Source organism: Sphingomonas sp. 8AM (genome assembly GCF_902506455.1).
Lineage (GTDB): Bacteria > Pseudomonadota > Alphaproteobacteria > Sphingomonadales > Sphingomonadaceae > Sphingomonas.
Genome location: NZ_LR733844.1, coordinates 1,799,130 through 1,822,234, shown reverse-complemented (window position 1 = coordinate 1,822,234; position 23,105 = coordinate 1,799,130). Strand labels below are relative to the sequence as shown.

Annotated in this window: 21 protein-coding genes; 10 read left to right on the top strand and 11 right to left on the bottom strand. The window is 66.9% G+C overall.

Annotation, left to right across the window (positions count from 1 at the left end; all coding sequences use genetic code 11):
- Nucleotides 1–111: 111 nt before the first annotated feature.
- The 5 genes from BACI71_RS08655 to BACI71_RS08635 all read right to left on the bottom strand — a co-directional run bounded on the left by BACI71_RS08655 (nucleotide 112) and on the right by BACI71_RS08635 (nucleotide 6,159).
- The gene (locus BACI71_RS08655; RefSeq protein WP_159757639.1) at nucleotides 112–591 is read right to left on the bottom strand and encodes a glutathione peroxidase; all 480 of its coding nucleotides are present in this window, start codon (nucleotides 589–591) and stop codon (nucleotides 112–114) included.
- Entirely contained in the window at nucleotides 588–1,181 is a 594-nt protein-coding gene (locus tag BACI71_RS08650; RefSeq protein ID WP_159757636.1) for a GNAT family N-acetyltransferase, read from the bottom strand. Before BACI71_RS08650 ends, BACI71_RS08655 begins: the two co-directional genes overlap by 4 nt.
- Nucleotides 1,178–1,888: an ABC transporter ATP-binding protein gene (locus BACI71_RS08645; protein ID WP_159757633.1), complete on the bottom strand. Its 711-nt coding sequence runs from the start codon at nucleotides 1,886–1,888 to the stop codon at nucleotides 1,178–1,180. Before BACI71_RS08645 ends, BACI71_RS08650 begins: the two co-directional genes overlap by 4 nt.
- Nucleotides 1,881–3,131, bottom strand: a complete 1,251-nt coding sequence (locus BACI71_RS08640; protein ID WP_159757630.1) for a lipoprotein-releasing ABC transporter permease subunit — start codon at nucleotides 3,129–3,131, stop codon at nucleotides 1,881–1,883. The genes BACI71_RS08645 and BACI71_RS08640 overlap by 8 nt, the downstream gene beginning before the upstream one ends.
- Before the next feature lie 577 nt (nucleotides 3,132–3,708).
- On the bottom strand, nucleotides 3,709–6,159 hold the full coding sequence (locus tag BACI71_RS08635; protein WP_159757627.1) for a TonB-dependent receptor: 2,451 nt from the start codon (nucleotides 6,157–6,159) through the stop codon (nucleotides 3,709–3,711).
- A 204-nt stretch (nucleotides 6,160–6,363) separates the two neighbouring features.
- Between BACI71_RS08635 and BACI71_RS08630 the strand changes: the two genes are divergently transcribed.
- A complete protein-coding gene (locus BACI71_RS08630) occupies nucleotides 6,364–6,831 on the top strand; it encodes an Hsp20 family protein (protein WP_159761026.1) in 468 nt (155 codons plus the stop codon).
- 248 nt (nucleotides 6,832–7,079) lie between these two features.
- On the opposite strand, the gene BACI71_RS17905 is transcribed toward BACI71_RS08630, so the two are convergent.
- The 3 genes from BACI71_RS17905 to secG form a co-directional block, all read right to left on the bottom strand.
- Nucleotides 7,080–8,069, bottom strand: coding sequence for an SGNH/GDSL hydrolase family protein (locus tag BACI71_RS17905; RefSeq protein WP_159761024.1), 990 nt, complete (start codon nucleotides 8,067–8,069; stop codon nucleotides 7,080–7,082).
- 117 nt (nucleotides 8,070–8,186) lie between these two features.
- Complete coding sequence (locus BACI71_RS08620; protein WP_159757623.1) at nucleotides 8,187–9,824, bottom strand: CTP synthase; 1,638 nt, start codon at nucleotides 9,822–9,824, stop codon at nucleotides 8,187–8,189.
- Nucleotides 9,825–9,908: 84 nt separating this feature from the next.
- Nucleotides 9,909–10,283: a preprotein translocase subunit SecG gene (gene secG, locus BACI71_RS08615; protein WP_159757620.1), complete on the bottom strand. Its 375-nt coding sequence runs from the start codon at nucleotides 10,281–10,283 to the stop codon at nucleotides 9,909–9,911.
- A 266-nt stretch (nucleotides 10,284–10,549) separates the two neighbouring features.
- Between secG and BACI71_RS08610 the strand changes: the two genes are divergently transcribed.
- The 8 genes from BACI71_RS08610 to eda all read left to right on the top strand — a co-directional run bounded on the left by BACI71_RS08610 (nucleotide 10,550) and on the right by eda (nucleotide 18,082).
- Nucleotides 10,550–10,894, top strand: a complete 345-nt coding sequence (locus BACI71_RS08610; RefSeq protein WP_159757617.1) for a MarR family transcriptional regulator — start codon at nucleotides 10,550–10,552, stop codon at nucleotides 10,892–10,894.
- On the top strand, nucleotides 10,878–11,201 hold the full coding sequence (locus BACI71_RS08605) for an SH3 domain-containing protein (protein WP_159757614.1): 324 nt from the start codon (nucleotides 10,878–10,880) through the stop codon (nucleotides 11,199–11,201). Before BACI71_RS08610 ends, BACI71_RS08605 begins: the two co-directional genes overlap by 17 nt.
- Nucleotides 11,198–12,127 carry an N-acetyl-gamma-glutamyl-phosphate reductase gene (gene argC, locus BACI71_RS08600; protein ID WP_159757611.1) on the top strand — a complete coding sequence of 310 codons (930 nt, stop codon included), beginning with the start codon at nucleotides 11,198–11,200 and terminating at the stop codon, nucleotides 12,125–12,127. Before BACI71_RS08605 ends, argC begins: the two co-directional genes overlap by 4 nt.
- 14 nt (nucleotides 12,128–12,141) lie before the next feature.
- Complete coding sequence (gene zwf / locus BACI71_RS08595; RefSeq protein WP_159757608.1) at nucleotides 12,142–13,605, top strand: glucose-6-phosphate dehydrogenase; 1,464 nt, start codon at nucleotides 12,142–12,144, stop codon at nucleotides 13,603–13,605.
- 125 nt (nucleotides 13,606–13,730) lie between these two features.
- Nucleotides 13,731–14,435, top strand: a complete 705-nt coding sequence (gene pgl, locus BACI71_RS08590) for a 6-phosphogluconolactonase (protein ID WP_159757605.1) — start codon at nucleotides 13,731–13,733, stop codon at nucleotides 14,433–14,435.
- A 131-nt stretch (nucleotides 14,436–14,566) separates the two neighbouring features.
- Nucleotides 14,567–16,396: a phosphogluconate dehydratase gene (gene edd, locus BACI71_RS08585; protein ID WP_159757602.1), complete on the top strand. Its 1,830-nt coding sequence runs from the start codon at nucleotides 14,567–14,569 to the stop codon at nucleotides 16,394–16,396.
- Between the two features lie 115 nt (nucleotides 16,397–16,511).
- Nucleotides 16,512–17,480: a glucokinase gene (glk, locus tag BACI71_RS08580; RefSeq protein WP_159761022.1), complete on the top strand. Its 969-nt coding sequence runs from the start codon at nucleotides 16,512–16,514 to the stop codon at nucleotides 17,478–17,480.
- Between the two features lie 17 nt (nucleotides 17,481–17,497).
- Nucleotides 17,498–18,082, top strand: a complete 585-nt coding sequence (eda, locus tag BACI71_RS08575; protein ID WP_443018501.1) for a bifunctional 4-hydroxy-2-oxoglutarate aldolase/2-dehydro-3-deoxy-phosphogluconate aldolase — start codon at nucleotides 17,498–17,500, stop codon at nucleotides 18,080–18,082.
- Between the two features lie 265 nt (nucleotides 18,083–18,347).
- Here eda and BACI71_RS08570 read toward each other — a convergent pair whose 3' ends face one another.
- The 3 genes from BACI71_RS08570 to BACI71_RS08560 all read right to left on the bottom strand — a co-directional run bounded on the left by BACI71_RS08570 (nucleotide 18,348) and on the right by BACI71_RS08560 (nucleotide 19,855).
- Nucleotides 18,348–18,482 carry an entericidin A/B family lipoprotein gene (locus BACI71_RS08570; RefSeq protein WP_159757596.1) on the bottom strand — a complete coding sequence of 45 codons (135 nt, stop codon included), beginning with the start codon at nucleotides 18,480–18,482 and terminating at the stop codon, nucleotides 18,348–18,350.
- Nucleotides 18,483–18,544: 62 nt separating this feature from the next.
- Complete coding sequence (locus BACI71_RS08565) at nucleotides 18,545–19,426, bottom strand: hypothetical protein (protein ID WP_159757593.1); 882 nt, start codon at nucleotides 19,424–19,426, stop codon at nucleotides 18,545–18,547.
- Between the two features lie 60 nt (nucleotides 19,427–19,486).
- Nucleotides 19,487–19,855, bottom strand: a complete 369-nt coding sequence (locus BACI71_RS08560; RefSeq protein WP_159757590.1) for a CsbD family protein — start codon at nucleotides 19,853–19,855, stop codon at nucleotides 19,487–19,489.
- A gap of 356 nt (nucleotides 19,856–20,211) precedes the next feature.
- Between BACI71_RS08560 and BACI71_RS08555 the strand changes: the two genes are divergently transcribed.
- Nucleotides 20,212–22,992, top strand: a complete 2,781-nt coding sequence (locus BACI71_RS08555) for a TonB-dependent receptor (protein WP_236552906.1) — start codon at nucleotides 20,212–20,214, stop codon at nucleotides 22,990–22,992.
- Nucleotides 22,993–23,105: the final 113 nt, after the last annotated feature.

The following is a 23,105-nucleotide window of genomic DNA, read 5'->3' as shown; positions in this document are numbered from 1 at the left end:
TAGTTACCGCGCCGCCACATGCACCAACGCCATCGCGACCAGCAGCAGCGCAAGGATCGCGAGGATCAGCCCGAACATGCAGCCGAGCACCACGCGATCGCCGAACATCGGTTAGAGCAGCGTCTCGATGTCGGCGGTGATCTCGTCGGGCTTGGTCGTCGGAGCGTAGCGGCGCACGACCCTGCCATCGCGGTCGATCAGGAATTTGGTGAAGTTCCACTTTACTGCCTTGGTCCCGAGCACCCCCGGTGCTTCGACCTTCAGCCGCTCGAACAGCGGATCGGCCTGCGCGCCGTTGACATCGATCTTTGCGAACACCGGGAAGGTCACGTCATAGGTCAGCGAGCAGAAGTTCGCGATCTCCGCCGCATCGCCGGGCTCCTGCGCCCCGAACTGGTTGCAGGGGAAGCCGAGCACCGCAAAACCGCGCCCGGCGTAGCGGCGGTGCAGCGCTTCCAGTCCCTCGTACTGTGGCGTAAATCCGCACTTTGAGGCGGTGTTGACGATCAGCAGCACCTGCCCGCGCCATTGATCGAGCCGAACGGGCGCGCCATCCGCGCCCGTGACAATCAGGTCGGTGATCGCGGTCATTGCGGACGCTCCAATAGATAATCGAGATTGCGCCGCACCTCCGGCCATTCGTCCGCGAGGATCGAATAAACGACCGTATCGCTCACTTCGCCATTCCCGCTCACCGAGTGCCAGCGCAGCACGGCCTCCCCGCGCGCGCCAAGCCGTTCGATTGCCAGGCGCGAGGCGGAATTGCGCCAGTTGGCGCGCAATTGCACACACTGACAGCCGAGCCTGTCGAAGCCGTGGCCGAGCAGCAGCCGCTTCATCTCGGTACTCAGCGCGGTACGCTGCACGCGACGTGCGTAGAGCGTGCCGCCGATCTCGGCACGGTGACAGCCCGGGCTCGTCCGCAGCAGCCGCGTAGCGCCGGCGACCTGTCCGTCGGCGTCGAGCAGGGTGAACGGCAGCACGCGACCCGCCGCCTGTTGCGCCACCAGCGTATCGAACCAGTCGTCGATCGTCACCGGATTGGGCACGGCCGTGGCGAACACCTGCGCCAGCCCGCTGAACGCCGCCAGCAGCGCGGGGCGATCCGCGCGGTCGAGCGGGCGTAACGTGACATGGCGTCCGACCAGGGTCGGCACGGTTCGCCACGCCTCGACACTCATTCCGCACTCTCCAATTGCCCCTCGTGAAGCCGGACGACGCGGTCCATGCGCGCCGCCAGCCGCTCGTTATGCGTCGCGACCAGCGCAGCCGAGCCCTCGCCGCGCACCAGCCGCAGGAACTCAGCCAGCACGCGGTCCGCGGTGGCCTCGTCGAGGTTGCCGGTCGGCTCATCGGCGAGCACCAGCGCCGGACGGTTGGCGAGCGCGCGTGCGACCGCGACGCGCTGCTGCTCGCCGCCCGACAGCGCCGAGGGCCGATGCGTCAGGCGATGCCCGACGCCAAGCGCGGTCAGCAGCGCGGCGGCACGCTCCTCGGCCGGCGCACGCTCCGCACCCTGGATGAGTTGCGGCAGAACGACATTCTCGATCGCATTGAAGTCGGGCAGCAGGTGGTGGAACTGGTAGACGAACCCCAGGCGGTCGCGGCGCAGCGCGGTACGCCCGGCGGCGTCGAGCTTTGCGGCCTCGACGCCCGCAATGCGGATCGAGCCCGAGAAGCCGCCTTCGAGCAACCCGACCGCCTGCAACAGGGTCGATTTGCCCGAGCCCGACGGCCCCAGCAGCGCGACGATCTCGCCGGGGCGCACCGCCAGGTCGACGCCGCGCAGCACGTGGATCGTCGCATCGCCCTGCGTGAAGCTGCGCGCAAGTCCCGTGGTTCGCAGGACCGCGGGCGCGCCGTCGACCGCCGCGGGTACGTCATTCATAGCGCAGCACCTCGACCGGGTCGGTATTGGCGGCCTTGAGCGCCGGATAGACGGTGGCGAGGAAGGTCATCAGCAACGTGATGATGACGATCGCGGTCACCTCCACCGGATCGACCTTCGACGGCAGCTCGGTGAGATAGCGGATCGACGGATCCCACAAATTCTGTCCGGTGAGCAGCTGGACGAAATTGACCACCGACTGCCGGAAGAACAGGAACACCGCCCCCAGCAGCAGCCCGGCGAAGGTGCCCAGCACGCCGATCGTCGTGCCGACCGTTATGAAGATTCGCAGCATCGCGCCGCGGCTCGCGCCCATCGTCCGCAGGATCGCGATGTCGCGGGTCTTGGCGCGCACCAGCATGATCAACGAGCTGGCGATGTTGAACGCCGCGACGAGGATGATGATGCACAGCACCACGAACATCGCCACGCGCTCGACCGCCAGCGCGTCGAACAGCTCCGAGTTGAGCCGTCGCCAGTCGCTGACCACGCCGTACGGCTGGATCTGCTTGGCGAGCGGGGCGAGGATCTCGCCGACCTTGTCGGCATCGGTCGTCTGCAGTTCGATCATCCCGACCGTGTCACCGGTCAGCAGCAGCGTCTGCGCATCCTGCAGCGGCATGATGACATAGGCCTTGTCATAATCATATACGCCGACCTCGAAGATCGCGCCGACCGTGTAGATCACGCTGCGCGGCACCGTTCCCATCGGGGTGGAATAGCCGAGCGGGCTGATGACCGTGATCTGCGAACCGATCGTCGCGCCAAGCTGCTCGGCCAGCCGCGCCCCGATCGCGACATTGCCGCTGTTCGGCGCCAGTGTCGCGAGGCTGCCGGCGACGATCTTGGTGCGGATGGTGGCGTTGGTGCGGATGTCCTCGGGGCGCATCCCGCGCAACAGGATCGCCTCGGCGCGGCCGTTGTACGTGGCGAACAGCGGCTGCTCGATCATCGGCACCGCGCTGGTCACGCCCGGCGTCGCCTTCGCCAGCGCCACAACCCGCGGCCAGTTGTCGAGCCTGTTGTTGTAGCCCTGCACCACCGCGTGGCCGTTCAGCCCGACGATCTTGTCGAACAGCTCGGCCCGGAAACCGTTCATGACGCTCATCACGATCACCAGCGCGGCGACCCCCAGCATCACCGCGCCGAGCGAGAATCCCGCCACCAGCACGATGAACCGTTCGCCCTTGCCCGGCAGCAGATACCGCCGTGCGATCATGCTCTCGTAGCGGGACAGCAACATGCCGGCTGCGATAGGGAGCCACCCCGGGATGCGCAATGGGGGCTGTTGCGGAATCGTCACATAGTCGCCGCAATCGGTTTTGCCGCCGTTCATTTGTATCGACAGCGAACAAGCCCCGCCGCATACCTGCGGGCACTGGCACACAGGCAAAAGGCCGTGGTTCGGGGAACGCCATCAAGCCCCGCTGATCCCTCGGGAAAAGCGCGCGGGCGGAGGGCTGGATAGGGGGCTGACGAGCGATCGTCACGCAGGCGCCCGGGTCGTGGATAACGGCCCGGGCGTTTGCCGTTCGGTCGCAGCCCGGTGCACGCACCGGGCGTCGCGAAGCGGCGACCAAACCGGCCGGCGGGTCGGCCTCAGCCGATCCCCTTCGACGTCAGGACGGCGGCTTTGCCGGCCGCCCGCGGCTGGCGCTGTGGATTACCCCGCAAACCTTTCCAACCGGGCCCCGGCCTGCGCCGGGGGACAATGGTTGCGCCGCTCCTCCGTCCTCCCGGACTTGATCCGGGATCCCGCTTCTTACTTCTGTTGAGAAGAAGCGGGATCCCGGATCAGGTCCGGGGCGACGGTGGAATCATCAGAAGCCGAACCCGATTGTCAGACCGTACGTCCGCGGATCGCCGACATTGCCGGCGATCAGCCCGGTGTTCCCCGGCGTCGTCGCCAGCACCTCGTAATATTCGGTGTCGAACAGGTTGCGCACCCAGCCGAACACATTGACCCCGCTATCGGTGCGGAAGCCGAGCCGCGCATTGACCAGCGTATAGCCGTTGACGTCGGTATAGATCGACCGCGAGGCATTGGACGAGAATTTCGTTCGCGAATTGGCGTCGACGCCGACATAGGCCTCGCCCGATTTTCCGAACACCTCACCGGGCAGATTATACTCGCCACCATAAGAAAAGGCGAACTTCGAAATGCCCGGCAGCCACTGACCCGAGATGTCACACGCGACCGGGCTGTTGGTGCCCGGCTGCCCCGGCGCGCCGATCGTCGCGCCGCTGCCGCCACCCGACAGTTCCGGCGGGCATGGCGCATTCTTGAAGTCGACGTACTTGTGATCGGTAAACGCGCCGTTGGTGTAGAGGTTGACGCGATCGCTCGGCCGCACCGAGAAGTCAGCCTCGACACCGCGCACGCGCACCTTGCCCGCGTTGGCGAGATAGCCGCGTAGCGTCGAGGTCGAGCTGTTGTTGACCACCGCCTGATAGTCGCTGATCTCGGTCCAGAAGCCGGTGACGTTGAACGTCACCTTGCGATCCCAGAATTGCGATTTCACGCCCAGCTCGAAATGGTCGACCTTTTCCGGCGCGACCTGCGCCAGTTGCGTCTGCACCACGCCGCCCACCACCGGCACGCCATTCAGGTTGAGCCCGCCCGATTTGAAGCTGTGCGCATAGGTGCCGTACAGCAGCACGTCGCGCGATGGCTTGTACGACGCGGTCAGGTCGTAGGAGACGTTCCATTCCCGGAACTTCTGGTCCCGGAATTCCTGTGGCTGGATCGCGTCGCGCTGCGCCGCCTGACGCGCATCGCCACCGGTTGCTGGGACGAGATTGCCCTGCCCGTCACGCACCACGCTGATATAGCTGCCGGTCTTGTCGTCGTAGTTGAGCCGCACGCCCGGCGACAGCGTGAAGGCGTCAGTCACGTTCCAGTTGAGCTTGCCGAAGACCGCGCCCGAGAAGTTCTTGAGGCGGATGTCGTTGGCGGCGGTCAGCCCGTTCAGCACCGACGGATCGCGCGACAGGGCGCTCGACGGATTGATCAGCCAGCGGCTCGCCGCCGGGCCCTGCCGCTGCGTGCCGGTGGTGTGGATCGTCTGGTAGAAACCGAACAGCCCCAGCACGTAATCGAAATGCTCCGCCTTCCCGGCATAGCGGAATTCCTGCGTATATTGGTCCTGCCGCGTCGGGTTCTGCGACAACGTCGTGATCGGCAGCCCGGTAAAATCACGATCGTTGGCGGGCAGCCAGTCCCAGAAACGATAGGCGGTGATCGAGGTCAGCGTCCCCTCGCCCAGCCGTTGTTCGCCGCGCAGCGACAGCCCGCCGAGCTGGTTGCGCGCGCTGAGCTTGGCGTCGAGATCGGTCAGCCGGTCGAACGGGTTGCGGCTCGGCGGCTCATACCCCTGCGCGGCGGCGAGCTGGTCGAACTGGCGGTTGGCCGGACGCTGCGTCTGGCCGAGACGCACGAAGATCTGCGCGCAGCAATTCGGGTTCTGGCGCGAGTAATCGCCCGACAACGTCAGATCGAGGTCGTCGGTCGCCTTCCACAGGATCGCGGTGCGGATGCCGAGATTGTCCTGCGCATTGACGTATTGATTGCTCGCGACATTGTAGATCGTGCCGCGCCGGCTGGTCGTCGACACGCCGAGCCGGATCGCGACATTGTCGGTCAGCGGGCCGGAAATCGACGCCTTGGCCTGTTTGAACTCCAGATTGCCGACCGACACTTCGCCGCGGCCCTGCAACGTGAAGCTCGGCGCCTTGCTGGTGATGTTGATCGCGCCGGCGACGGTGTTCTTGCCGTACAACGTCCCCTGCGGCCCGCGCAGCGTCTCGATCTGCTGGACGTCAAGGAAGTCGAGCGTCGCCGCCGCGACCCGGCTGAGATAGACCTGGTCGATATAGATGCCGACGCCCTGCTCGATCCCGTCGTTGGTGAGCCCGAGCGGCGCGCCGAGCCCGCGGATGTTGACCGACGAGTTGCGCGGATTGGTCGAATAGAATTGCAGCGTCGGCTGGAGTTGCTGGAGTCGCTGGATGTTGAAGCTGCCGGTCGCGTCCAGCTCCTTCACCCCGACCACCGAAATCGGGATCGGCACGTTCTGTGCCGATTCGGCACGCCGCCGCGCGGTGACGACGACGTCGGCGGCGGCGGAGCTGCGTTGCACCTGCTCCTCGCTCCGGTCGGGATCGCCCGGCGTGGTCGGCGCCGTCTCGCGTTCCCCGACGACGACCGGTGTGGACGGCGGCTGCTGCGTGGTCGCCTGGGCGGCCAGCAGCAAGGCGAGCGTAACGGACATGCGGTTACCCCTTTTAAAACCTTGAAACGGCTCTGTGCCGCACACCGCATATCCCATCAACAAACTAGGGGTTTGTCGACCCCTTGAAACGCTTCGCTTCGGCCCCAAATTCATGTTCGTGCGGTGCCGGTCACCGGGCCGCACGAAACAGGCGTCGCGCAACTGCGGACGCCGCTTTCAAATAGCTCATTGGAGGATTTGACGATGCGTTTCGATCTGACCCCTTATCGCCGCTCCACGATCGGTTTCGATCGGCTGTTCGACCTCATCGAGGCCAACGCGCGGAGCAGCGCCGAAAATTACCCGCCGTTCAACCTGGAGCGTCTGGCGGAAGACCGCTACCGCATCACGCTGGCCGTGGCCGGGTTCAGCCGTGACGAGATTGAGATCGTCGCGCAGCAGAACCTGTTGCTGGTGACCGGCAAGAAGGACGACAAGGCGGACAACAACCAGTTCCTCCATCTGGGCATTGCCAACCGCAGCTTCGAGCGGCGGTTCGAGCTTGCCGACTTCGTGTTCGTGGAGGACGCACGACTGAACGACGGCCTGTTGGTGGTCGATCTGGTCCGCGAGGTGCCCGAGGCGATGAAGCCGAAGAGCATCGCGATCAAGACCGGCGCGCCGCTGGCCGCCGTCGAGAACAAGGCGGCCGACGAAGCTCAGGCCGCCTGACCGGGATCGGCGTCTCTTTGCTCCCTTTCGAGGCGCCGGTGGGGGCGTCCGGGCCGCAAGGCTCGGGCGCCTTTCCGTTTGTTGACTTGCGTGTCGCCCTCGTTTTGTCGGGGACAGGGCGGCCTTCGCCCCGTTAAATCCGTTATTGCGAGCGTAGCGAAGCAATCCAGGGCGTCCTGATCCGGCCCCGGATTGCTTCGCTACGCTCGCAATGACGATCAGCGCTTAGGGTCGGTCCGGCCGCGCCCTCAGGCAACCACGCGCCGACGACGATCGCGGCGGAGCGCCGCACCGACGGTGGCGAAGCCCAGCACCAGCATCGCCCAGGTCGTCGGCTCCGGCACGGCGGTCAGCCCGAAGCCGAACTTGCCGTTGATGTCCGCGAAGAGCGCCTGATGGATCGCGGCGGTCGGGTGGATGCCGTCGAACGAGAAATAACCGGTGCACGCCGGGTAGGCCGCCGCGCCCTGGCAGGTGGTCAGCGGCTTCTTGTCCACGGGCAGGATCAGCGGGTTCGGCAGGTTGAAGGCGCCCGGGTTGGCTTGCACCCGCTGAAAGAAATCGAGATAGCTGTAGCGCATCAATCGGGTGTCAGCCGCGAGATCGAGCTTCGCCAGTTCCTGCGCCAGATCGATCTCGGCCTTGATCGAATAGGCGAGCGGCGTGCCTTCTGTCGCGACCGGGAAGCCGGTCAACAGGATGTTGCGCGCGCCGAGCTTGTTGAGCGCGTCGACCGCGGCGGCATAATTCTGCGCCGCCGCCAGCAGGAAGGCGTCGGGATCGGATACGCCGCCGGCCGCGCCCTTCACCGCCGCGAACACGTCGTTCCCACCGAAATTCAGGACGTACAAGCCGTTGGGATCAACCTTCCCGCCCCTGGCGAGCGCGGCCTTGTAGAGTGCGACCTGCTCCAGCGCGTCGGGCAAAGGCGTGGTGTCGGTCGCCCGCGCGCCGCCATAGGCGTAATTGGTCCCGCCGTTCAGCGAGGCCACCGTCGGCGTACCGTACATCGCCAGGCTCAGCAGGTCGGTATAGTCGTAGCCGTTGGTGAACCGACCGTCGACATAGCCCAGCGCCGGATCGGCGCCGAGGCCGAGCTTGCGGATGTTGCCGGCGTCGACGAGGCTGTCGCCGAACACCGTCAGCGAAGAGAAGGGCGGCACATTCGTCTGCGCCGCTGCCGGAACCGCTACCGTCATCGCCGCCGCGCACAGCAGCGTCGCCACTCGTCCGATCATGCCATCCTCCCGTTTATCTTTGTAAACGAGAGGTTAACGTGGACGTAATCGGTGAGCAATGGGGTCGCGGCAGACTTCGTCGTCATTGCGAGCAAAACGAGGCAATGACGATCGGTCTTATACCAGTCGACTCTGCTTGACTGCGGCCGCGATGAAGCTGGCGAACAGCGGGTGCGGCTCGAACGGCTTGCTCTTCAGCTCCGGGTGGAACTGCACGCCGACGAACCACGGGTGGTCGGGGCGCTCGACGATCTCGGGCAACGTCCCGTCGGGCGACATGCCGGAGAATACCAGCCCGCCCTTCTCCAGCGCCTCTCGGTACGAGGTGTTCACCTCGTACCGGTGACGGTGGCGCTCGCTGATCGCATCGCTGCCGTAAATCGAGCCGACGACGCTGTTGCCGGCCAGCGCTGCCGGATAGGCACCGAGGCGCATCGTGCCGCCCAGATCACCGTTCTCAGCGCGCTTCTCCAGCCCGCGCTCGCCCATCCACTCGGTAATGAGCCCGACGACCGGCTCCGGCGTCGGGCCGAACTCGGTCGACGAAGCGGCAGCGATCCCGGCGAGATCGCGCGCACCCTCGACGCACGCCATCTGCATCCCGAAGCAGATCCCGAAATAGGGCACGTTATGCTCGCGCGCGAAGCGGACCGAGGCGATCTTGCCCTCCGCTCCGCGCGACCCGAACGCACCGGGGACGAGGATCGCGTCGCACGGTTCGAGATGCGCGGCGATCTCGCCGTCATCGTCGCCCTCGAACAATTCGGCGTCGATCCAGCGGATGTTGACCTTGACCCGGTTGGCGATCCCCCCGTGCACCAGCGCCTCGTTGAGCGACTTGTACGCGTCCTGCAGGCCGACATATTTGCCGACGACGCCGACCGTCACCTCGCCCTCGGGGTGCATCAGCCGCTCGACGATCTCTTCCCAGCGCGTGAGGTCCGGCGCCGACGACGGCGTGATTCCGAAGGCGCGCAGCACCTCCGAGTCGAGCCCCTCGCCGTGATATTGCAGCGGCACCGCATAGATGCTCTTGGCGTCGAGCGCGGGGATGACCGCGCTTTCGGGAACGTTGCAGAACAGCGCGATCTTGGCGCGCTCCGACTCCGGAAGCGGCTGTTCGCAGCGGCACACCAGCACGTCGGGCTGGACGCCGAGCGCCGCCAATTCACGCACCGAATGCTGCGTCGGCTTCGTCTTCAGCTCACCCGCCGCCGCGATATAGGGGACCAGCGTCACGTGGATGCTGATCGCGTTGTTGCGACCCTCCTCGTTGCGGAGCTGGCGGATCGCCTCGATGAACGGCAGCGATTCGATATCGCCGACGGTGCCGCCGATCTCGCAGAGCACGAAATCCAGATCGTCGACCTCGGCGCGCGCGAACGCCTTGATCGCGTCGGTGACGTGCGGGATCACCTGCACCGTCGCGCCGAGATAGTCGCCGCGCCGCTCACGCTCGATAATCGTCTTGTAGATGCGTCCGCTCGTGACATTGTCCGACTGGCGCGCCGAGACGCCGGTGAAGCGTTCGTAATGGCCAAGGTCGAGATCGGTCTCCGCGCCGTCGTCCGTAACGTAGACCTCGCCGTGCTGATACGGGCTCATCGTGCCCGGATCGACGTTGAGATACGGATCGAACTTGCGGATGCGGACGCGATAGCCGCGTGCCTGCAGCAGAGCCGCGAGGCTCGCCGCCATGAGACCCTTGCCGAGCGAGGAGACCACGCCGCCGGTGATGAAAATGTACCGCGCCATGGGACGCAACCCCTAACCTTCAAATGCGCAAAAGGGCAAGCGCGCGGGACACCCGCGCGCGACGAAACGACGCTACGATAGCGATCAGCGGGCCAGCGGCACGCCGTTGTCGGCCGGCGCCGGGGCGACGGCGTTGTCCGCGGTCGCCGGTACCGGCTGCGCCGCGACCGGCGGCTGGGCCTGCGTCTGCGCGGCCGGCGCGCGCCGCTGGAGCGAGGTGTCGACCGACACCGCGCCGCGGCTCGCCGCCAGGAACGCCAGCGTGATGCTCATCAGGATGAACAGTCCGGCGAGCACCGAAGTCGCGCGGGTCAGGAAATCGGCCGCACCACGCGCCGACATCAGCCCCGACGGGCTGCCCGACGAGGTCAGGCCGCCGCCTTCCGACCGCTGCATCAGGATCACGGTGACGAGCGCCGCCGCGATAATGGCCTGGAGGACGATCAGGAAGGTGAACATGGGCTGGGCGCGATTCCGAAGCGAGAAACAGCCGGCGGTCCGCGCTGCGGCGCCCCCGGATCACCGGCCACATAGGGGAGCCACGCGCCGGGATCAACCGCGCCGCCCGCCCCCGCCCGGACAAGCGGCGTGCCAAATTCGAGACATAGCTGAAACCAGCGGTGAAAGCGGGCGTTAATCCAGCGACAGGTCCGGGATGATCCGGCCTTCTTTCGATGCGGGACGAGGACGTGGCAACATTGGCTCAACCCGAACTGAGTTCGTGGATGAATGCGCTGGTCGATTATGTGCGCTCGGGCGAGCCCGATCTCACCAACCGCCAGATGGCGCTCCTGCTCGTGGTTTATCTTCGACCGGGGCCGCACACCGTGCGTGGGCTGGCGCGCATATTGAACGTGTCGAAGCCGGTCGTGACGCGCGCCTTGAATCGGCTGGGTGCGCTGGGCTATCTGCGCCGGCAACGCGACGACAGCGACAAGCGCAACATCTTCGTCGCCCGCACGACCGAAGGGGCAGATTTTCTTGAAGAGTTCGGCCAGTTCATCGGCGAAGGGGATGCCGCCCCTGCCGTCGTCCGCCCCCACGGCGCCGGGGATGCGGCCCGGGCGTAGCGGCTTCGCGCTTGTCGGCCGGTCGCGAACGCTCGATCCGCGCACCCATGCCGTGCGCCCCGACATCGCCGACGTCCGCCTCGCCGATCGCGTCTTCGCGCCGCATTACGCTGCCCCATTGCGCCGAACTGTGCTGCGCGAGTCGATGTTGCGGGAGGCGCGTGATCGCGCCGCCGCGTCGCTTATCACTCTTCCCGCCGGGGCGCCGTTCGATCTGCTCGATCTGACCGGCGGGATCGCCTGGGGGATTGCCGTGGACAGCGGAACGGTCGGGTATCTCGACGCCGATGCGGTGCAGCCGAAATGACGATCAAGGTTTTCATCGACGGTGCGGTCGGCACCACCGGGCTTGAGATCCGCGAGCGGCTCGAGTCGCGGCGCGACATCACGCTCGTCACCCTCGACGAGGCGCGCCGCAAGGACGAAGCCGCGCGGCGCGAGGCGATCAACGACGCTGACTATGTCGTGCTGTGCCTGCCCGATGATGCCGCACGCGAGGCGGTGGCGATGATCGCCAACGACCGCACGCGCGCCGTCGACGCCTCGACCGCGCACCGTGTCGCCGATCGCTGGACCTATGGCTTCGCCGAACTGGAGCCGGACCAGGCCGAGCGGATCGCGGGCGCGCGGTTCGTCAGCAATCCCGGCTGCTATCCGACCGGCTTCCTCGCGCTCGTCCGCCCGCTGGTCCGCGCCGGGCTGCTGGGCGCCGATACCTTGCTTAGCGTCAACGCCACCTCGGGCTATTCGGGCGGCGGCAAGGCGATGATCGCCGAATTCGAGGGCGGGGAGACGATCACCGCCTATCGCCCCTATGCGCTGGGGCTGAACCACAAGCACGCGCCGGAAATGCGCCGCCACGCCGGGCTGACCCACGCGCCGATCTTCCAGCCGGCAGTGGCGCGCGCCTATCGCGGGATGGTGGTGCAGGTGCCGCTGCATCTCGCCCAGCTCTCCCGGCGCGCGACGCTGACCGACGTCGCCGAGGTGCTGGCGAGCGCTTACGACGGCAATCGTGTCGTCCGCTTCGCGCACGAGGCGGCGACGATGGTGCGGATCGAGGACGATGCCAATACCGACCGCATGACGCTGCGCGTGACCGGGAACGAGGCGACCGGGCAGGCGCTGCTGATCGCGACGCTCGACAATCTCGGCAAGGGCGCGGCGGGTGCGGCGGTGCAGAATTTGAACATCATGGCCGGGCTCGATCCCGTCGCCGGCCTGACCCTGTAAGAAGGAGACGCGAGTTGGAGCGCAACCCGGTCGGCAAGCTGCTGTTGTTCGGTGCGACGGGCGATCTCGCCAAGCGGATGCTGTTGCCGTCGCTGTACGGCCTGCACGCCGACGGCCTGCTGCCCGAGGGGCTGACGATCACCGGTTCGGCGCGCGGCGACCTGACCGACGACCAGTTCCGCGACGTGACGCGTAAGGCGCTCGACGAGTTCCTGCCCGCCGACCGCAAGGATGAAAGCGCGCTGTCGTCGTTCCTTGCCCGCGTCTTCTTCCAGCCGGTCGACCTGTCCGACCCGACGACCTTCCAGGCGCTGGCCGACAAGATCGGCGACGTTTCGGGCGGGCTGGCGATCTACCTGTCCACCGCGCCCTCGCTGTTCGAGCCGGCGGTGAAGGGGTTGCAGAGCGTCGGGCTGGCCGGAGAGACGGTGCGGATCGGATTGGAGAAGCCGCTCGGCTACGATCTCGAATCGAGCCGCGAGATCAACGACACGGTGGCGGCGGTCTTCCCCGAAGAGCGCATCTTCCGCATCGACCATTATCTCGGCAAGGAGACGGTGCAGAACATCCTCGCACTGCGCTTCGGCAATTCCATGTTCGAGCCGATCTGGAACGCGCAAGGCATCGACAACGTCCAGATCACGATCGCCGAGACGGTCGGGCTTGAGGATCGCGCCGGCTATTACGAGGGTGCGGGTGCGCTGCGCGACATGGTCGCCAACCACATGCTGCAACTCGTCGCGCTGATCGCGATGGAGCCGCCGGCATTGTACGACGGCACCGCGATTCGTGATGAGAAGGCCAAGGTATTCCGCTCGATGCGGCACCTGACGCCCGAGCAGGTTCCGCAGAACACGGTCACCGGCCAGTATGAAGAGGGTGCGGTCGGCGGCAAGGTCGTCAAGGGCTATGACACCGAGCTCGGCTATGACAGCAACGTCGAGACGTTTGTCGCGATCAAGGCGCATATCGACAATTGGCGCTGGCAGGGCGTGCCCTTCTACCTGCGCACCGGCAAGCGCATGGCGAAGCGCCGCAGCGAGATCGCGATCCAGTTCAAGCCGGTGCCGCACTCGATGTTCTCGGGGCGCGGCGGGGTGCTGCAACCGAACACGCTCATCATCCGCCTGCAGCCGGAGGAATATATCCAGCTGCTGGTGATGACCAAGGAGCCGGGGCTGGACCGCGACGGGCTGAAGCTGCGCGAGGTGCCGCTCAACCTCAGCCTCGACGCCGAATTCGCGGGCAAGCGTCGCCGGATCGCCTACGAGCGGTTGCTGCTCGACCTGATCGAGGGCGACCAGACCTTGTTCGTGCGCCGCGACGAGGTGGAGGCGCAATGGAAGTGGATCGACGCGATCCGCGCCGGCTGGGCCGCGAACCAGACCAAGCCGAAACATTATTCCGCGGGCACCTGGGGCCCGGCCGGCGCGATCGCGCTGACCGAGCGCGACAATGTGACCTGGCAGGACGATTGACACTTGTTCCGTCATTCCCGCGCAGGCGGGAATCCAGACGCGCAGGTGGTGCGATCGACCGGACGGTCAGCGTTTCTGGATCCCCGCCTTCGCGGGGATGACGTGATTTCATAAGGCAGTACGACATGACCGAAATCGAATGGTGGGAATATGACGACGCCGCCGAGCTGGCCGATGCGGTCGCGGGCGACATCCAGTTCGTCATCGAAAGCGCGATCGACGCGCGCGGCTCGGCGGTGATCGCGCTGGCGGGTGGCAAGACGCCCCTGCCCGCCTATGAAAAGCTGGCCAAGGCCAAGCTCGACTGGAAGCGTGTGACGATCATCCCCGGCGACGAGCGGATCGTCCCGCTGGGCGATACGCTGTCGAACGTCACCGCCCTCGGCAAGATCTTCATTCCGAAGGGCGCGCGTGTCATGCCGATCGTCCCCAAGGCGACCGACGATTACAAGGCGGCCGGGCGCTCGGCCGATGCGCTGATGCAGGACCTGCACTGGCCGCTCGACCTGTGCCTGCTCGGCGTCGGTGGCGACGGGCATACCGCATCGATCTTCCCCGGCCCGGATTACGACGAGGCGCTCAACGGACCAAAGGAACGCCGCGCGATCGGCGTCATGCCCGATCCGCTGCCGCCCGAGGCGCCGGTCGCGCGGGTGACGCTGACCCGGCAGGGTATCGTCACCGCCCGCGCGCTGATGATCGCGGTGACCGGTGATGCCAAGCGCAAGGTAATCGAGGACGCCATCAAGGAGGGCGCGGGCTCGCCCTATCCGATCGGGCGCGTGCTGGCGGATGCCGAGCTGCCCGTCGACATCCACTGGGCCGCGTAAACGCGCGAATACGTATGCCGCTCGTCGCCGCGCCCTTGTTCCGAAGGGCGTGGTGACGCAAAGGCTTACCCCTACGGCCCCGCGGGGCCGCGGGTGCCGGGACGAGCCCGGCATGACGAGGACGCAAGATCATGAACCCCGCCGTCAGCGCCGTTACCGACCGGATCATCGAACGCAGCCGCCCGACGCGTCAGGCGTATCTCTCGCTGATCGAGCGCGAGCGGCAGGGCTGGATCGGTCGCCCGCGGCTCGGCTGCGCGAACCTCGCGCATGCCTATGCGGGCACGCCTGAAGACCGCGAGGCGATGAAGACGCAGCATCAGGCGATGAACATCGGGCTGGTGACCGCGTACAATGACATGCTGTCGGCGCACGCGGTCTATTATCGCTATCCCGAGCAGATGAAGGTCTGGGCGCGCGAGGTCGGCGCGACCGCGCAGGTGGCGGGCGGCGTGCCGGCGATGTGCGACGGCGTGACGCAGGGCTATGCCGGCATGGAGCTGTCGCTGTTCAGCCGCGACACGATCGCGCTGTCGACCGCGGTGGCGCTGAGCCACGGCACGTTCGAGGGCGCGGCGCTGCTCGGCATCTGCGACAAGATCGTCCCCGGCCTGCTGATGGGCGCGTTGCGCTTCGGGCATCTGCCGATGATCCTGATCCCCGGCGGGCCGATGCCCTCGGGCCTCCCCAACAAGGCCAAGGCGGCAGTGCGCGAGCGTTTCGCGACCGGCGATTGCGGGCGCGAGGAGCTGCTGGACGCGGAGATCGCCGCCTATCACACGCAAGGCACCTGCACCTTCTACGGCACCGCTAACACCAACCAGATGATGATGGAGGTGATGGGCCTCCACATGCCGGGTGCGGCGTTCGTTAATCCGGGCACCAAGCTGCGGCAGGAACTGACCCGTGCCGCGGTCCACCGGCTTGCGACGATCGGCGCGCACGGCGACGATTACCGCCCGCTCGGCGCGTGCGTCGACGAGAAGGCGGTGGTCAACGCCGCGGTCGGCCTGCTGGCGACCGGCGGGTCGACCAACCATTTGCTCCACCTGCCCGCGATCGCGCGCGCGGCCGGGATCGTGATCGACTGGGAGGATTTCGACCGGCTGTCGGCGGCGGTGCCGTTGATCGCGCGCGTCTATCCGAACGGGTCGGCGGACGTGAACGGCTTCGAGGCGGCGGGCGGGATGCCCTATGTCATCAAGGAGTTGCTGGCGGCGGGCTATCTGCACCGCGACATCATGACCGTCGCGGGCGACGATCTGACCGCCTACGCCGCCGCGCCGACGCTCGAAGGTGACGCGCTGACCTGGACCCCGGCGGGCGACAGCGGTGACGAGACGATCCTCCGCCCTGCCGATGCGCCGTTCTCGCCCGACGGCGGGATGCGCATCCTGCAGGGCAACATCGGCCGCGCGTGCATCAAGGTCTCGGCGGTCGAGCGCGAGCGCTGGATCGTCGAGGCGCCCGCCCGCGTCTTCGCCGACCAGCTCGAGGTGCTCGAGGCGTTCAAGAACGGCGAGCTGGAGCAGGACGTCGTGGTCGTGGTCCGCTTTCAGGGGCCGCGCGCCAACGGGATGCCCGAGCTGCACAAGCTTACCCCGCCGCTCGGCGTGCTCCAGAACCGCGGCTTCAAGGTCGCGCTCGTCACCGATGGGCGGATGTCGGGCGCGAGCGGCAAGGTGCCGTGCGCGATTCATTGCTCGCCCGAGGCGCTGCCCGGTCTGAATGGGGTCGGCGGCGCGATCGGGCTGATCCGCGACGGCGACCTGATCCGCGTCGATGCCGAGGCCGGAACGCTGGAGGCGCTAGTGCCCGCCGACGAATGGGCAGCGCGCGAACAGGCGCCGACGCCCGCACCGGCGACCGGCATGGGCCGCGAATTGTTCGGCATGTTCCGCGGGCTCGCCGACGAGGCCGAAAAGGGCGCGAGCGCGGTGCTGGCCGGCGCGGGTCTTTGATACATTGGCCCTCTCCCCGTCGTGGAGAGGGTCGGGAGAGAGGCGCCACGAGCGGTGCCGCCGGTGGCGGCCCCTCACCCCGGCGCCCTCCGCACCGGTGAGAGGGAGTTAGATGATGCAGGTCGTAGCGGTCGATATCGGGGGCACGCACGCGCGCTTCGCCATCGCAGATGTCGAGGAAGGGCATGTCGTCTCGCTGGGCGAGCCGGTCACGCTCAAGACTGCCGAGCACGCCAGCCTCCAGACCGCCTATGAGGCGTTCCGCGAGCGGATGGGTGGCACCTTGCCCGACGCCGCGGCGATCGCGGTCGCCTCGCCGATCACCGGCGACGTGATCCGCATGACGAACAACCCGTGGGTGATCCGCCCGTCGCTGATCCCCGAGCGGCTCGGCGCGTCGACCTGGACGATCATCAACGATTTCGGCGCGATCGGCCATGCCGTCGGGCAATTGCCCGATGCCGATTTCGAGCATCTCTGCGGCCCCGACGCGCCGCTGCCGGGCGAGGGCGTCACGACGGTGTGCGGCCCCGGCACCGGGCTGGGCGTCGCGCAGGTCTACAGGCAGGACGGCCGCTACCGCGTGCTGCCCACCGAGGGCGGACACATGGATTACGCTCCGCTCGACGGGATCGAGGATGCGTTGCTCAAGCGGCTGCGCAAGACCTACACGCGCGTGTCGGCCGAGCGGATCGTCGCCGGGCCGGGGATCGTCGCGATCTACGAGACGCTCGCCGAGCTCGAAGGCCGCGCCTATATCCACAAGGACGACAAGGCGATCTGGACCGAGGCGCTGGAGGGCACCGACTCGATCGCGCTCGCGGCGCTCGATCGCTTCTGTCTCGCGCTGGGCGCGGTGGCGGGCGATCTGGCGCTGGCGCATGGCGCGAAGGGCGTCGTGATCGCGGGCGGGCTGGGCCTGCGCATCAAGGACAAGCTGCTGCGCTCGGGCTTCGACCAGCGCTTCGTCGCCAAGGGCCGGTTCCAGTCGCTGATGTCGGCGATCCCGGTCAAGCTCATCACCCATCCGCAGCCGGGCCTGTTCGGTGCCGCGGCCGCCTTCGCGCAGGAGCATCAATCGTGAGCCAGATCGAAACCGTCATGCGCACCAGCCCGGTGATCCCGGTGCTGGTCATCCACGACGCCGCGCAGGCGCGTCCGCTCGCCGAGGCGCTGGTCGCGGGCGGGCTGAAGGTGCTGGAGGTGACGCTGCGCACCCCCGCCGCGCTCGATGCAATCCGCGAGATGCGGCAGGTGCCCGGCGCGATCGTCGGGGCGGGCACGGTCGTGTCGACCGAACAGGTCGCGCAGGTGAAGGACGCTGGCGTCGAGTTCATCGTCTCGCCCGGCCTGTCGACCAAGACCGGCGAGGCGATCATGGAAGCCGGCATCCCGTGGCTGCCGGGCATCGCGACCGCGGGCGACATCATGCGCGGGCTCGACATGGGGCTGGAGCATTTCAAGTTCTTCCCGGCCGAGACCAGCGGCGGGGTGAAGGCGCTCAAGGCGCTCGCCGCGCCCTTCTACCAGTGCAAATTCTGCCCGACCGGCGGGATCACCGAAGCGAGCGCGCCCGACTGGCTGGCGATCGGGCCGGTGCTGTGCGTCGGCGGCAGCTGGGTGACCGAGGGCACGTTGCCCGAGATCGAAGCCCGCGCCCGCGCGGCGGCTGGCCTCGCCCGGTAACATCCCGACGCCCCGGACTTGATCCGGGGCCCCGCTTCTTCATGTCTACCGAGTGGTTCAAAAAAGCGGAGCCCCGGGTCAAGTCCGGGCTGACGGCTTTATACGAGCCGGAATGCCCTTCGCTTCCGTTCGTGCTGAGCTGATCAACGCGCGAGCGCGCCCGGTGAACAAAAGCCAAGCGGCCCGCCACGACTTTCGCCGCAGCGGGCCGTGACAGACCGATCTGAGGCGTGCCCAACGCTAAGCGGCGCGCCACATCACTGGCTTATTTTTCACCCGAGGCTTTCGACACCGCCTTCCCGGCGGACGTCATATCCTTGCCGGCGCCGTGAACGGTATTGCAGGCCGACAGCGCCAGCATCGCGAAGGCGGTGGCAGTGAGAGCGATTTTGCGGGTCATGGTCGTCTCCTCTCGAAACAAAAGGGTGCGGCGGACCGGATACGCTGGCCCGCCGCGGGCACTCAGCGCAGGCGGCGGCGGGTCGCCGTCGTCGCACCCAAGGCGGCCGCACCGGCGCCGGCGAGCAGCGCGAGCACGAGGATGAACGAGGTGCTGGCGGCAGCCCCGGCGGCGGTGTCGGTCGCCGACTTGGCCGTTTCGACCGCGTCGTTCTTGGTCTTCACGAACTGCGCCTTGGCACGCGTGACCTGCGCCTGCGCCTGTTCGCGGCTGATCTTGCGCTGTGCGGCGACCACGTCGACGATCCGGCTTTCGGCGCGCTGCCCGTCGGCACCGCCGCGGGCGAGCGCCGGAAGCTGCCTTGCGATCTCGGCCTGCGCCTGTTCCGCGGTCATTTGCGCCGGATCATTGGGCGCGTCCGACAGATAGGCCGACGCCTCCTGCTTCACATCGCCGGCATCCACACTGGCAACCTGCGCCGCTTTCGGTGCAACCGCGCCGACCGTCGCGCCAGCCGCCCCCGCGACCGATCCCACGGTGCGGAAGGCGCCGCCGATGATCCCGCCGACCGCCGAGGTCAGCAGATACAGCGTCAGGATCAGCGTGACGCCCCATACGACCAGCCCGTGCGCCAGCGCGTCGAACTTCTCGGTCACGCCCGACAGGCGTGCCGCGGCATAGCCGCCCGACCCGAGCGCGATGACGGTGGTGATCAGCCAGTAGATACCGGCCGCGATCCCGAACCCCGCCGCGCCCGGCGTCGTCCCCTCGACCGGATCGACCATCGACAGCCCGATGCCGGTGCCGAGGATCCCGAGCAGCAGCTGCACCGCCACCGCGATCACCACACCGGCGAAGATTGCGCCCCACGATACGCGCCGCCCGGCCCGCACTATTGCGGGCTCGTCCAGCGGCACCCGGCCCGCCGTGAAATTCGTCGCCATACGCACTCCTGTTACTCTGATTTTCATGTCGCGGCGGTCATGACGACCGCCGCTGCCCCTTCAATGACGTCGCGCGAACAGCAGCCAGCCGAGCGCCACGCCGCCAAGCGCGGCGACAATCGCCACCGATATGACGCGATTTTCGCGCACCGTTGTTTCCGCGACCGCGGTGCCGTGACGCGCAACGGCGCTCGCGCGGTCAGCGGCATCACCGAGCCGTTCGCGCGCCCCGTCGATCAGCCCGGGCGTCATGTCGGCAACGTCGCTCGCCACCGATTGTGCGCGACCGAGCAGGTTTTCGGCCGCACCGGCGACCTGATTGAGCACGCCATCGGCCTGCCAGTCGCGCTTGTCCGCGACATCGCCGGCGGCCTTCTCGACCTTCCCGCCCAGGTAGCGCGCCCCGCCGTGCAGCTCATGTTTGTTCATGCTCGATCCTCCGTAATAACTGGGGGAGCGGCGATCATGTCGCTTGCCGCGCGACCAGGCCGCGCCGACCCACAGCTGCCCACCTGGCCAGCCACGATCATAGCGACAGATGCGATCAACCGTTTTCCCCGCACGACGACCGCCTTGATGCGATCGATGTGACAACGTTAACCTGCTTTGGATTAGTAAGTTCCATTAAGAGGCATCTTCAATGGTGGTCAGGGCAATATGGGACCGGTGTAAAACCAATTGACAGCCGGATAATACCAAAGCACCGTGATCGCGCAGGAGGAGCAGGGCTCGTGACCGGACAAACCGGCATGCGTCACATGCTTGATCAATCGGGGGTAGGGAAAATGGCTGTTGTTGTTCGCGAACCGGCGCGCGTAGCGCGCGCGGTGAAGACGATGCTGCTCGGCACCGCAGGGTCGGCGTTGTGGTTCATGGCGCCCGCCGCGCTGGCGCAGACCGTTCCGATCGATCCCAACGCTCCGGTCACGCCGACCCCGGCGACCAGCGAGCCGATCGCCGCCGATGCCGCAGCCGAAGGAGGCGACGTCGTCGTCACCGGCTTCCGCGCCTCGATCGCCACCGCGCTCGATGCCAAGCGCCGCGACACGCGCGTCAGCGACGGCATCTCGGCGGAGGATCTCGGCAAGTTCCCGAGCCAGAACATCACCGAATCGATCCAGCGCATCTCCGGCGTGCAGATGCAGAACATCAACGGACGCGGCGCGACGATCAGCATCCGCGGGCTCGGCCCGCAATATGCGCTGACCACGATCAACGGGCAAACCTTCAAGAGCGCCGACTTCACCGACGGCTTCCGCTACGACATCATCCAGACCGAGCTGGCGAATGCGGTGCAGGTACTGAAGTCGCCGACCCCCGACATGGATAGCGGCGGGCTGTCGGGCACGATCAACATCCAGACCGTCCAGCCGCTCGATTACAAGAACCGCAAGATCGTGCTGTCCGCCAAGGTGCAGAACAGCGAATATGCGGGCAAGACGATCACACCCAAGTTCGGCGCCAGCTATGTCGACCAGTTCGCCGACGGTCGCCTCGGCGTGTACCTCAACCTCGGCTATCAGAAGCTCGAGGATCGCGCCGACTATCTGTTCCAGGATCGCTGGGCGACGCAGACGATCGACGGTGCGGTGGTCGCGGTGCCGCGCCGCCCGCGCTATCGCCGCATCGACCGCTCGATCGAGCAATTGACCGGCAGCGGCGGCCTGCAATGGCGCCCGACCGACCGGCTGGAGATCGACGCCACCGCGATCTACGCGCGCGACGACACCAAGTACGACGTCAACCAGCAGGTGTTCCTGTTCAACACGTCGCGGCTGACCGCCGGCAGCATCAGCGACGGCGCGTCGAAGGTGACCACCGCGACCAACTTCACGCTGGAGAACAACCGGCAGGAGGAAAGCCGCAAGCTGTCGAGCCAGGGCTATACGCTGGCGATGAAGTGGAAGGACGAGGACGGGCTCGCCGTCCGCGCGGTTGGCAACTTCACGCGCGGTTACGCCTATTCGCGCGAGGATGCCGCGATCGTCGGCGTCACCATCCCGTCGGCGACGCTCGACATCACCGATCCGCGCAACCCCAAATACACCGTTGCGGCAAACCTGTCCGATCCGTCGCTCTACAATCAGGCGACGCTGGTGCGGAATGAATTCCCCAACGGCGCGACCCGTCGCACCACCGGCAAGGAAGTCTCGACGCAGGTCGACGTCACCAAGGACGTGACGCTCGGGCCAATCTCGCAGTTCGCGGCGGGCACCAAGTTCCGCCACGAAAGCTTCGTGCGCGATGTCGGCCGCCACGATCTCGGCTCGATCGCCAACCGGCCGGGGCCGACCAGCACACTCTTCCCGGCGCTGTCGGCAGCCAGCTATGGCGTCGGCGGGTTCCTCGACGGCAACGGCAATCTGCCCAATGCGTGGATCGCGCCGGATACCGCCGGCTATCGTCAGGCGCTCGCCAACGCCGGGATCGCGGTGCCCGATCTGCCCGCGCCGGAGGGTAGCTACACCGTCGATCGCTACATTCCCGCCGTCTATGCGATGGCCTCGCTCGACAGCATGGTGTTCGGCGCAGCCCTGCGCGGCAATCTCGGCGTGCGCTACGAACACACCAAACAGGTCGTGAACGGCAACATCACCCAGCCGCGCACCGGCAGCTACACCGACGTCACGCAGAAGATCGGCGAATATGTCGAGACGCAGGAATATGACAACGTCCTGCCGAGCCTGAATCTCGTGCTGGAGCCGACCCGCACGCTGCAGGTGCGCTTCGCCGCCGCCAAGGTGCTGGTGCGCCCGATCCTCGATTCGCGCAGCTCGCTGGCGCAGACCACCTCGTCGACCGTCAACACCTTCCCGGTCGGCACGCGCACGCTGACAGTCGATCTCGGCCAGTCGGGGCTCAAGCCGCTGACCGCCGACCAGCTCGATCTGGGCGTCGAATGGTATTACGGGCCGGCCAGCGCGCTGTCGATCAACGGCTTCTACAAATGGGTGAAGAACGGCACCTTCTCGTCGCTGGTCTGCCCGGGTAATTTCAACGGCACCGCGCTGTCGCGCGCCAGCAGCGGCGCGACCAGTGGCGACTGCGTCGATGCCGCGGGCAACACCTATAACATCACCCAGACCTCGAACGACCCCAGCACGATCCGCATCCGCGGCGTCGAGGTGAGCTGGAACCAGTCGTTCGACCGCTGGCTGCCGGTCGATGGCTTCGGCCTGCTCGCGAACTATACGCGCGTGATCCCGACCAAGGTGGCGATCGGCACCGGCTTCACGGTGCGCAATCTGTCGAAGAACACCGCGAACATCACGCCTTATTGGGAAAACCGGCTGTTCAGCCTGCGGCTGTCGGCCAATTACCGCAGCTCCTACGAACAGAATGGCGCGGACAGCTTCTTCGCGACCGAAGGCCATACGGTGCGCGCGCGCACGCAGTTCGATCTGTCGGGGGGCTTCACGCCGACCGACTATCTCAGCTTCGCGGCCGGCGTCATCAACCTGAACAACAGCCGCGAAGAGGCCTATTACAACAACAATCCCGCGATCTGGCAGGAGAGCAGCTTCTACGGCCGCAGCTTCTATCTGTCGGCGACGCTGCGGATGTAACCTCCGTCATTGCGAGCGGAGCGGAGCGATCCAGGGCGTCCTGGTCCGGCACTGGATTGCTTGGCTACGCTCGCAATGACGATCGGACAGACAGGTCGCTTGTTGTGACCGGA

Bases quoted from the DNA above. Each gene is read 5' to 3' on its own strand.
- glk (WP_159761022.1), top strand. From the start codon at position 16,512: ATGCAGGTCGTAGCGGTCGATATCGGGGGCACGCACGCGCGCTTCGCC.
- BACI71_RS08610 (WP_159757617.1), top strand. From the start codon at position 10,550: ATGAATGCGCTGGTCGATTATGTGCGCTCGGGCGAGCCCGATCTCACC.
- BACI71_RS08655 (WP_159757639.1), bottom strand. From the start codon at position 591: ATGACCGCGATCACCGACCTGATTGTCACGGGCGCGGATGGCGCGCCC.
- eda (WP_443018501.1), top strand. From the start codon at position 17,498: ATGCGCACCAGCCCGGTGATCCCGGTGCTGGTCATCCACGACGCCGCG.
- BACI71_RS08620 (WP_159757623.1), bottom strand. From the start codon at position 9,824: ATGGCGCGGTACATTTTCATCACCGGCGGCGTGGTCTCCTCGCTCGGC.
- BACI71_RS08650 (WP_159757636.1), bottom strand. From the start codon at position 1,181: ATGAGTGTCGAGGCGTGGCGAACCGTGCCGACCCTGGTCGGACGCCAT.
- BACI71_RS08560 (WP_159757590.1), bottom strand. From the start codon at position 19,855: ATGAACAAACATGAGCTGCACGGCGGGGCGCGCTACCTGGGCGGGAAG.
- BACI71_RS17905 (WP_159761024.1), bottom strand. From the start codon at position 8,069: ATGATCGGACGAGTGGCGACGCTGCTGTGCGCGGCGGCGATGACGGTA.
- secG (WP_159757620.1), bottom strand. From the start codon at position 10,283: ATGTTCACCTTCCTGATCGTCCTCCAGGCCATTATCGCGGCGGCGCTC.
- pgl (WP_159757605.1), top strand. From the start codon at position 13,731: ATGACCGAAATCGAATGGTGGGAATATGACGACGCCGCCGAGCTGGCC.
- BACI71_RS08640 (WP_159757630.1), bottom strand. From the start codon at position 3,131: ATGTTGCTGTCCCGCTACGAGAGCATGATCGCACGGCGGTATCTGCTG.
- BACI71_RS08565 (WP_159757593.1), bottom strand. From the start codon at position 19,426: ATGGCGACGAATTTCACGGCGGGCCGGGTGCCGCTGGACGAGCCCGCA.
- edd (WP_159757602.1), top strand. From the start codon at position 14,567: ATGAACCCCGCCGTCAGCGCCGTTACCGACCGGATCATCGAACGCAGC.
- BACI71_RS08630 (WP_159761026.1), top strand. From the start codon at position 6,364: ATGCGTTTCGATCTGACCCCTTATCGCCGCTCCACGATCGGTTTCGAT.
- BACI71_RS08570 (WP_159757596.1), bottom strand. From the start codon at position 18,482: ATGACCCGCAAAATCGCTCTCACTGCCACCGCCTTCGCGATGCTGGCG.
- BACI71_RS08635 (WP_159757627.1), bottom strand. From the start codon at position 6,159: ATGTCCGTTACGCTCGCCTTGCTGCTGGCCGCCCAGGCGACCACGCAG.
- argC (WP_159757611.1), top strand. From the start codon at position 11,198: ATGACGATCAAGGTTTTCATCGACGGTGCGGTCGGCACCACCGGGCTT.
- BACI71_RS08555 (WP_236552906.1), top strand. From the start codon at position 20,212: ATGGCTGTTGTTGTTCGCGAACCGGCGCGCGTAGCGCGCGCGGTGAAG.
- BACI71_RS08605 (WP_159757614.1), top strand. From the start codon at position 10,878: ATGCGGCCCGGGCGTAGCGGCTTCGCGCTTGTCGGCCGGTCGCGAACG.
- BACI71_RS08645 (WP_159757633.1), bottom strand. From the start codon at position 1,888: ATGAATGACGTACCCGCGGCGGTCGACGGCGCGCCCGCGGTCCTGCGA.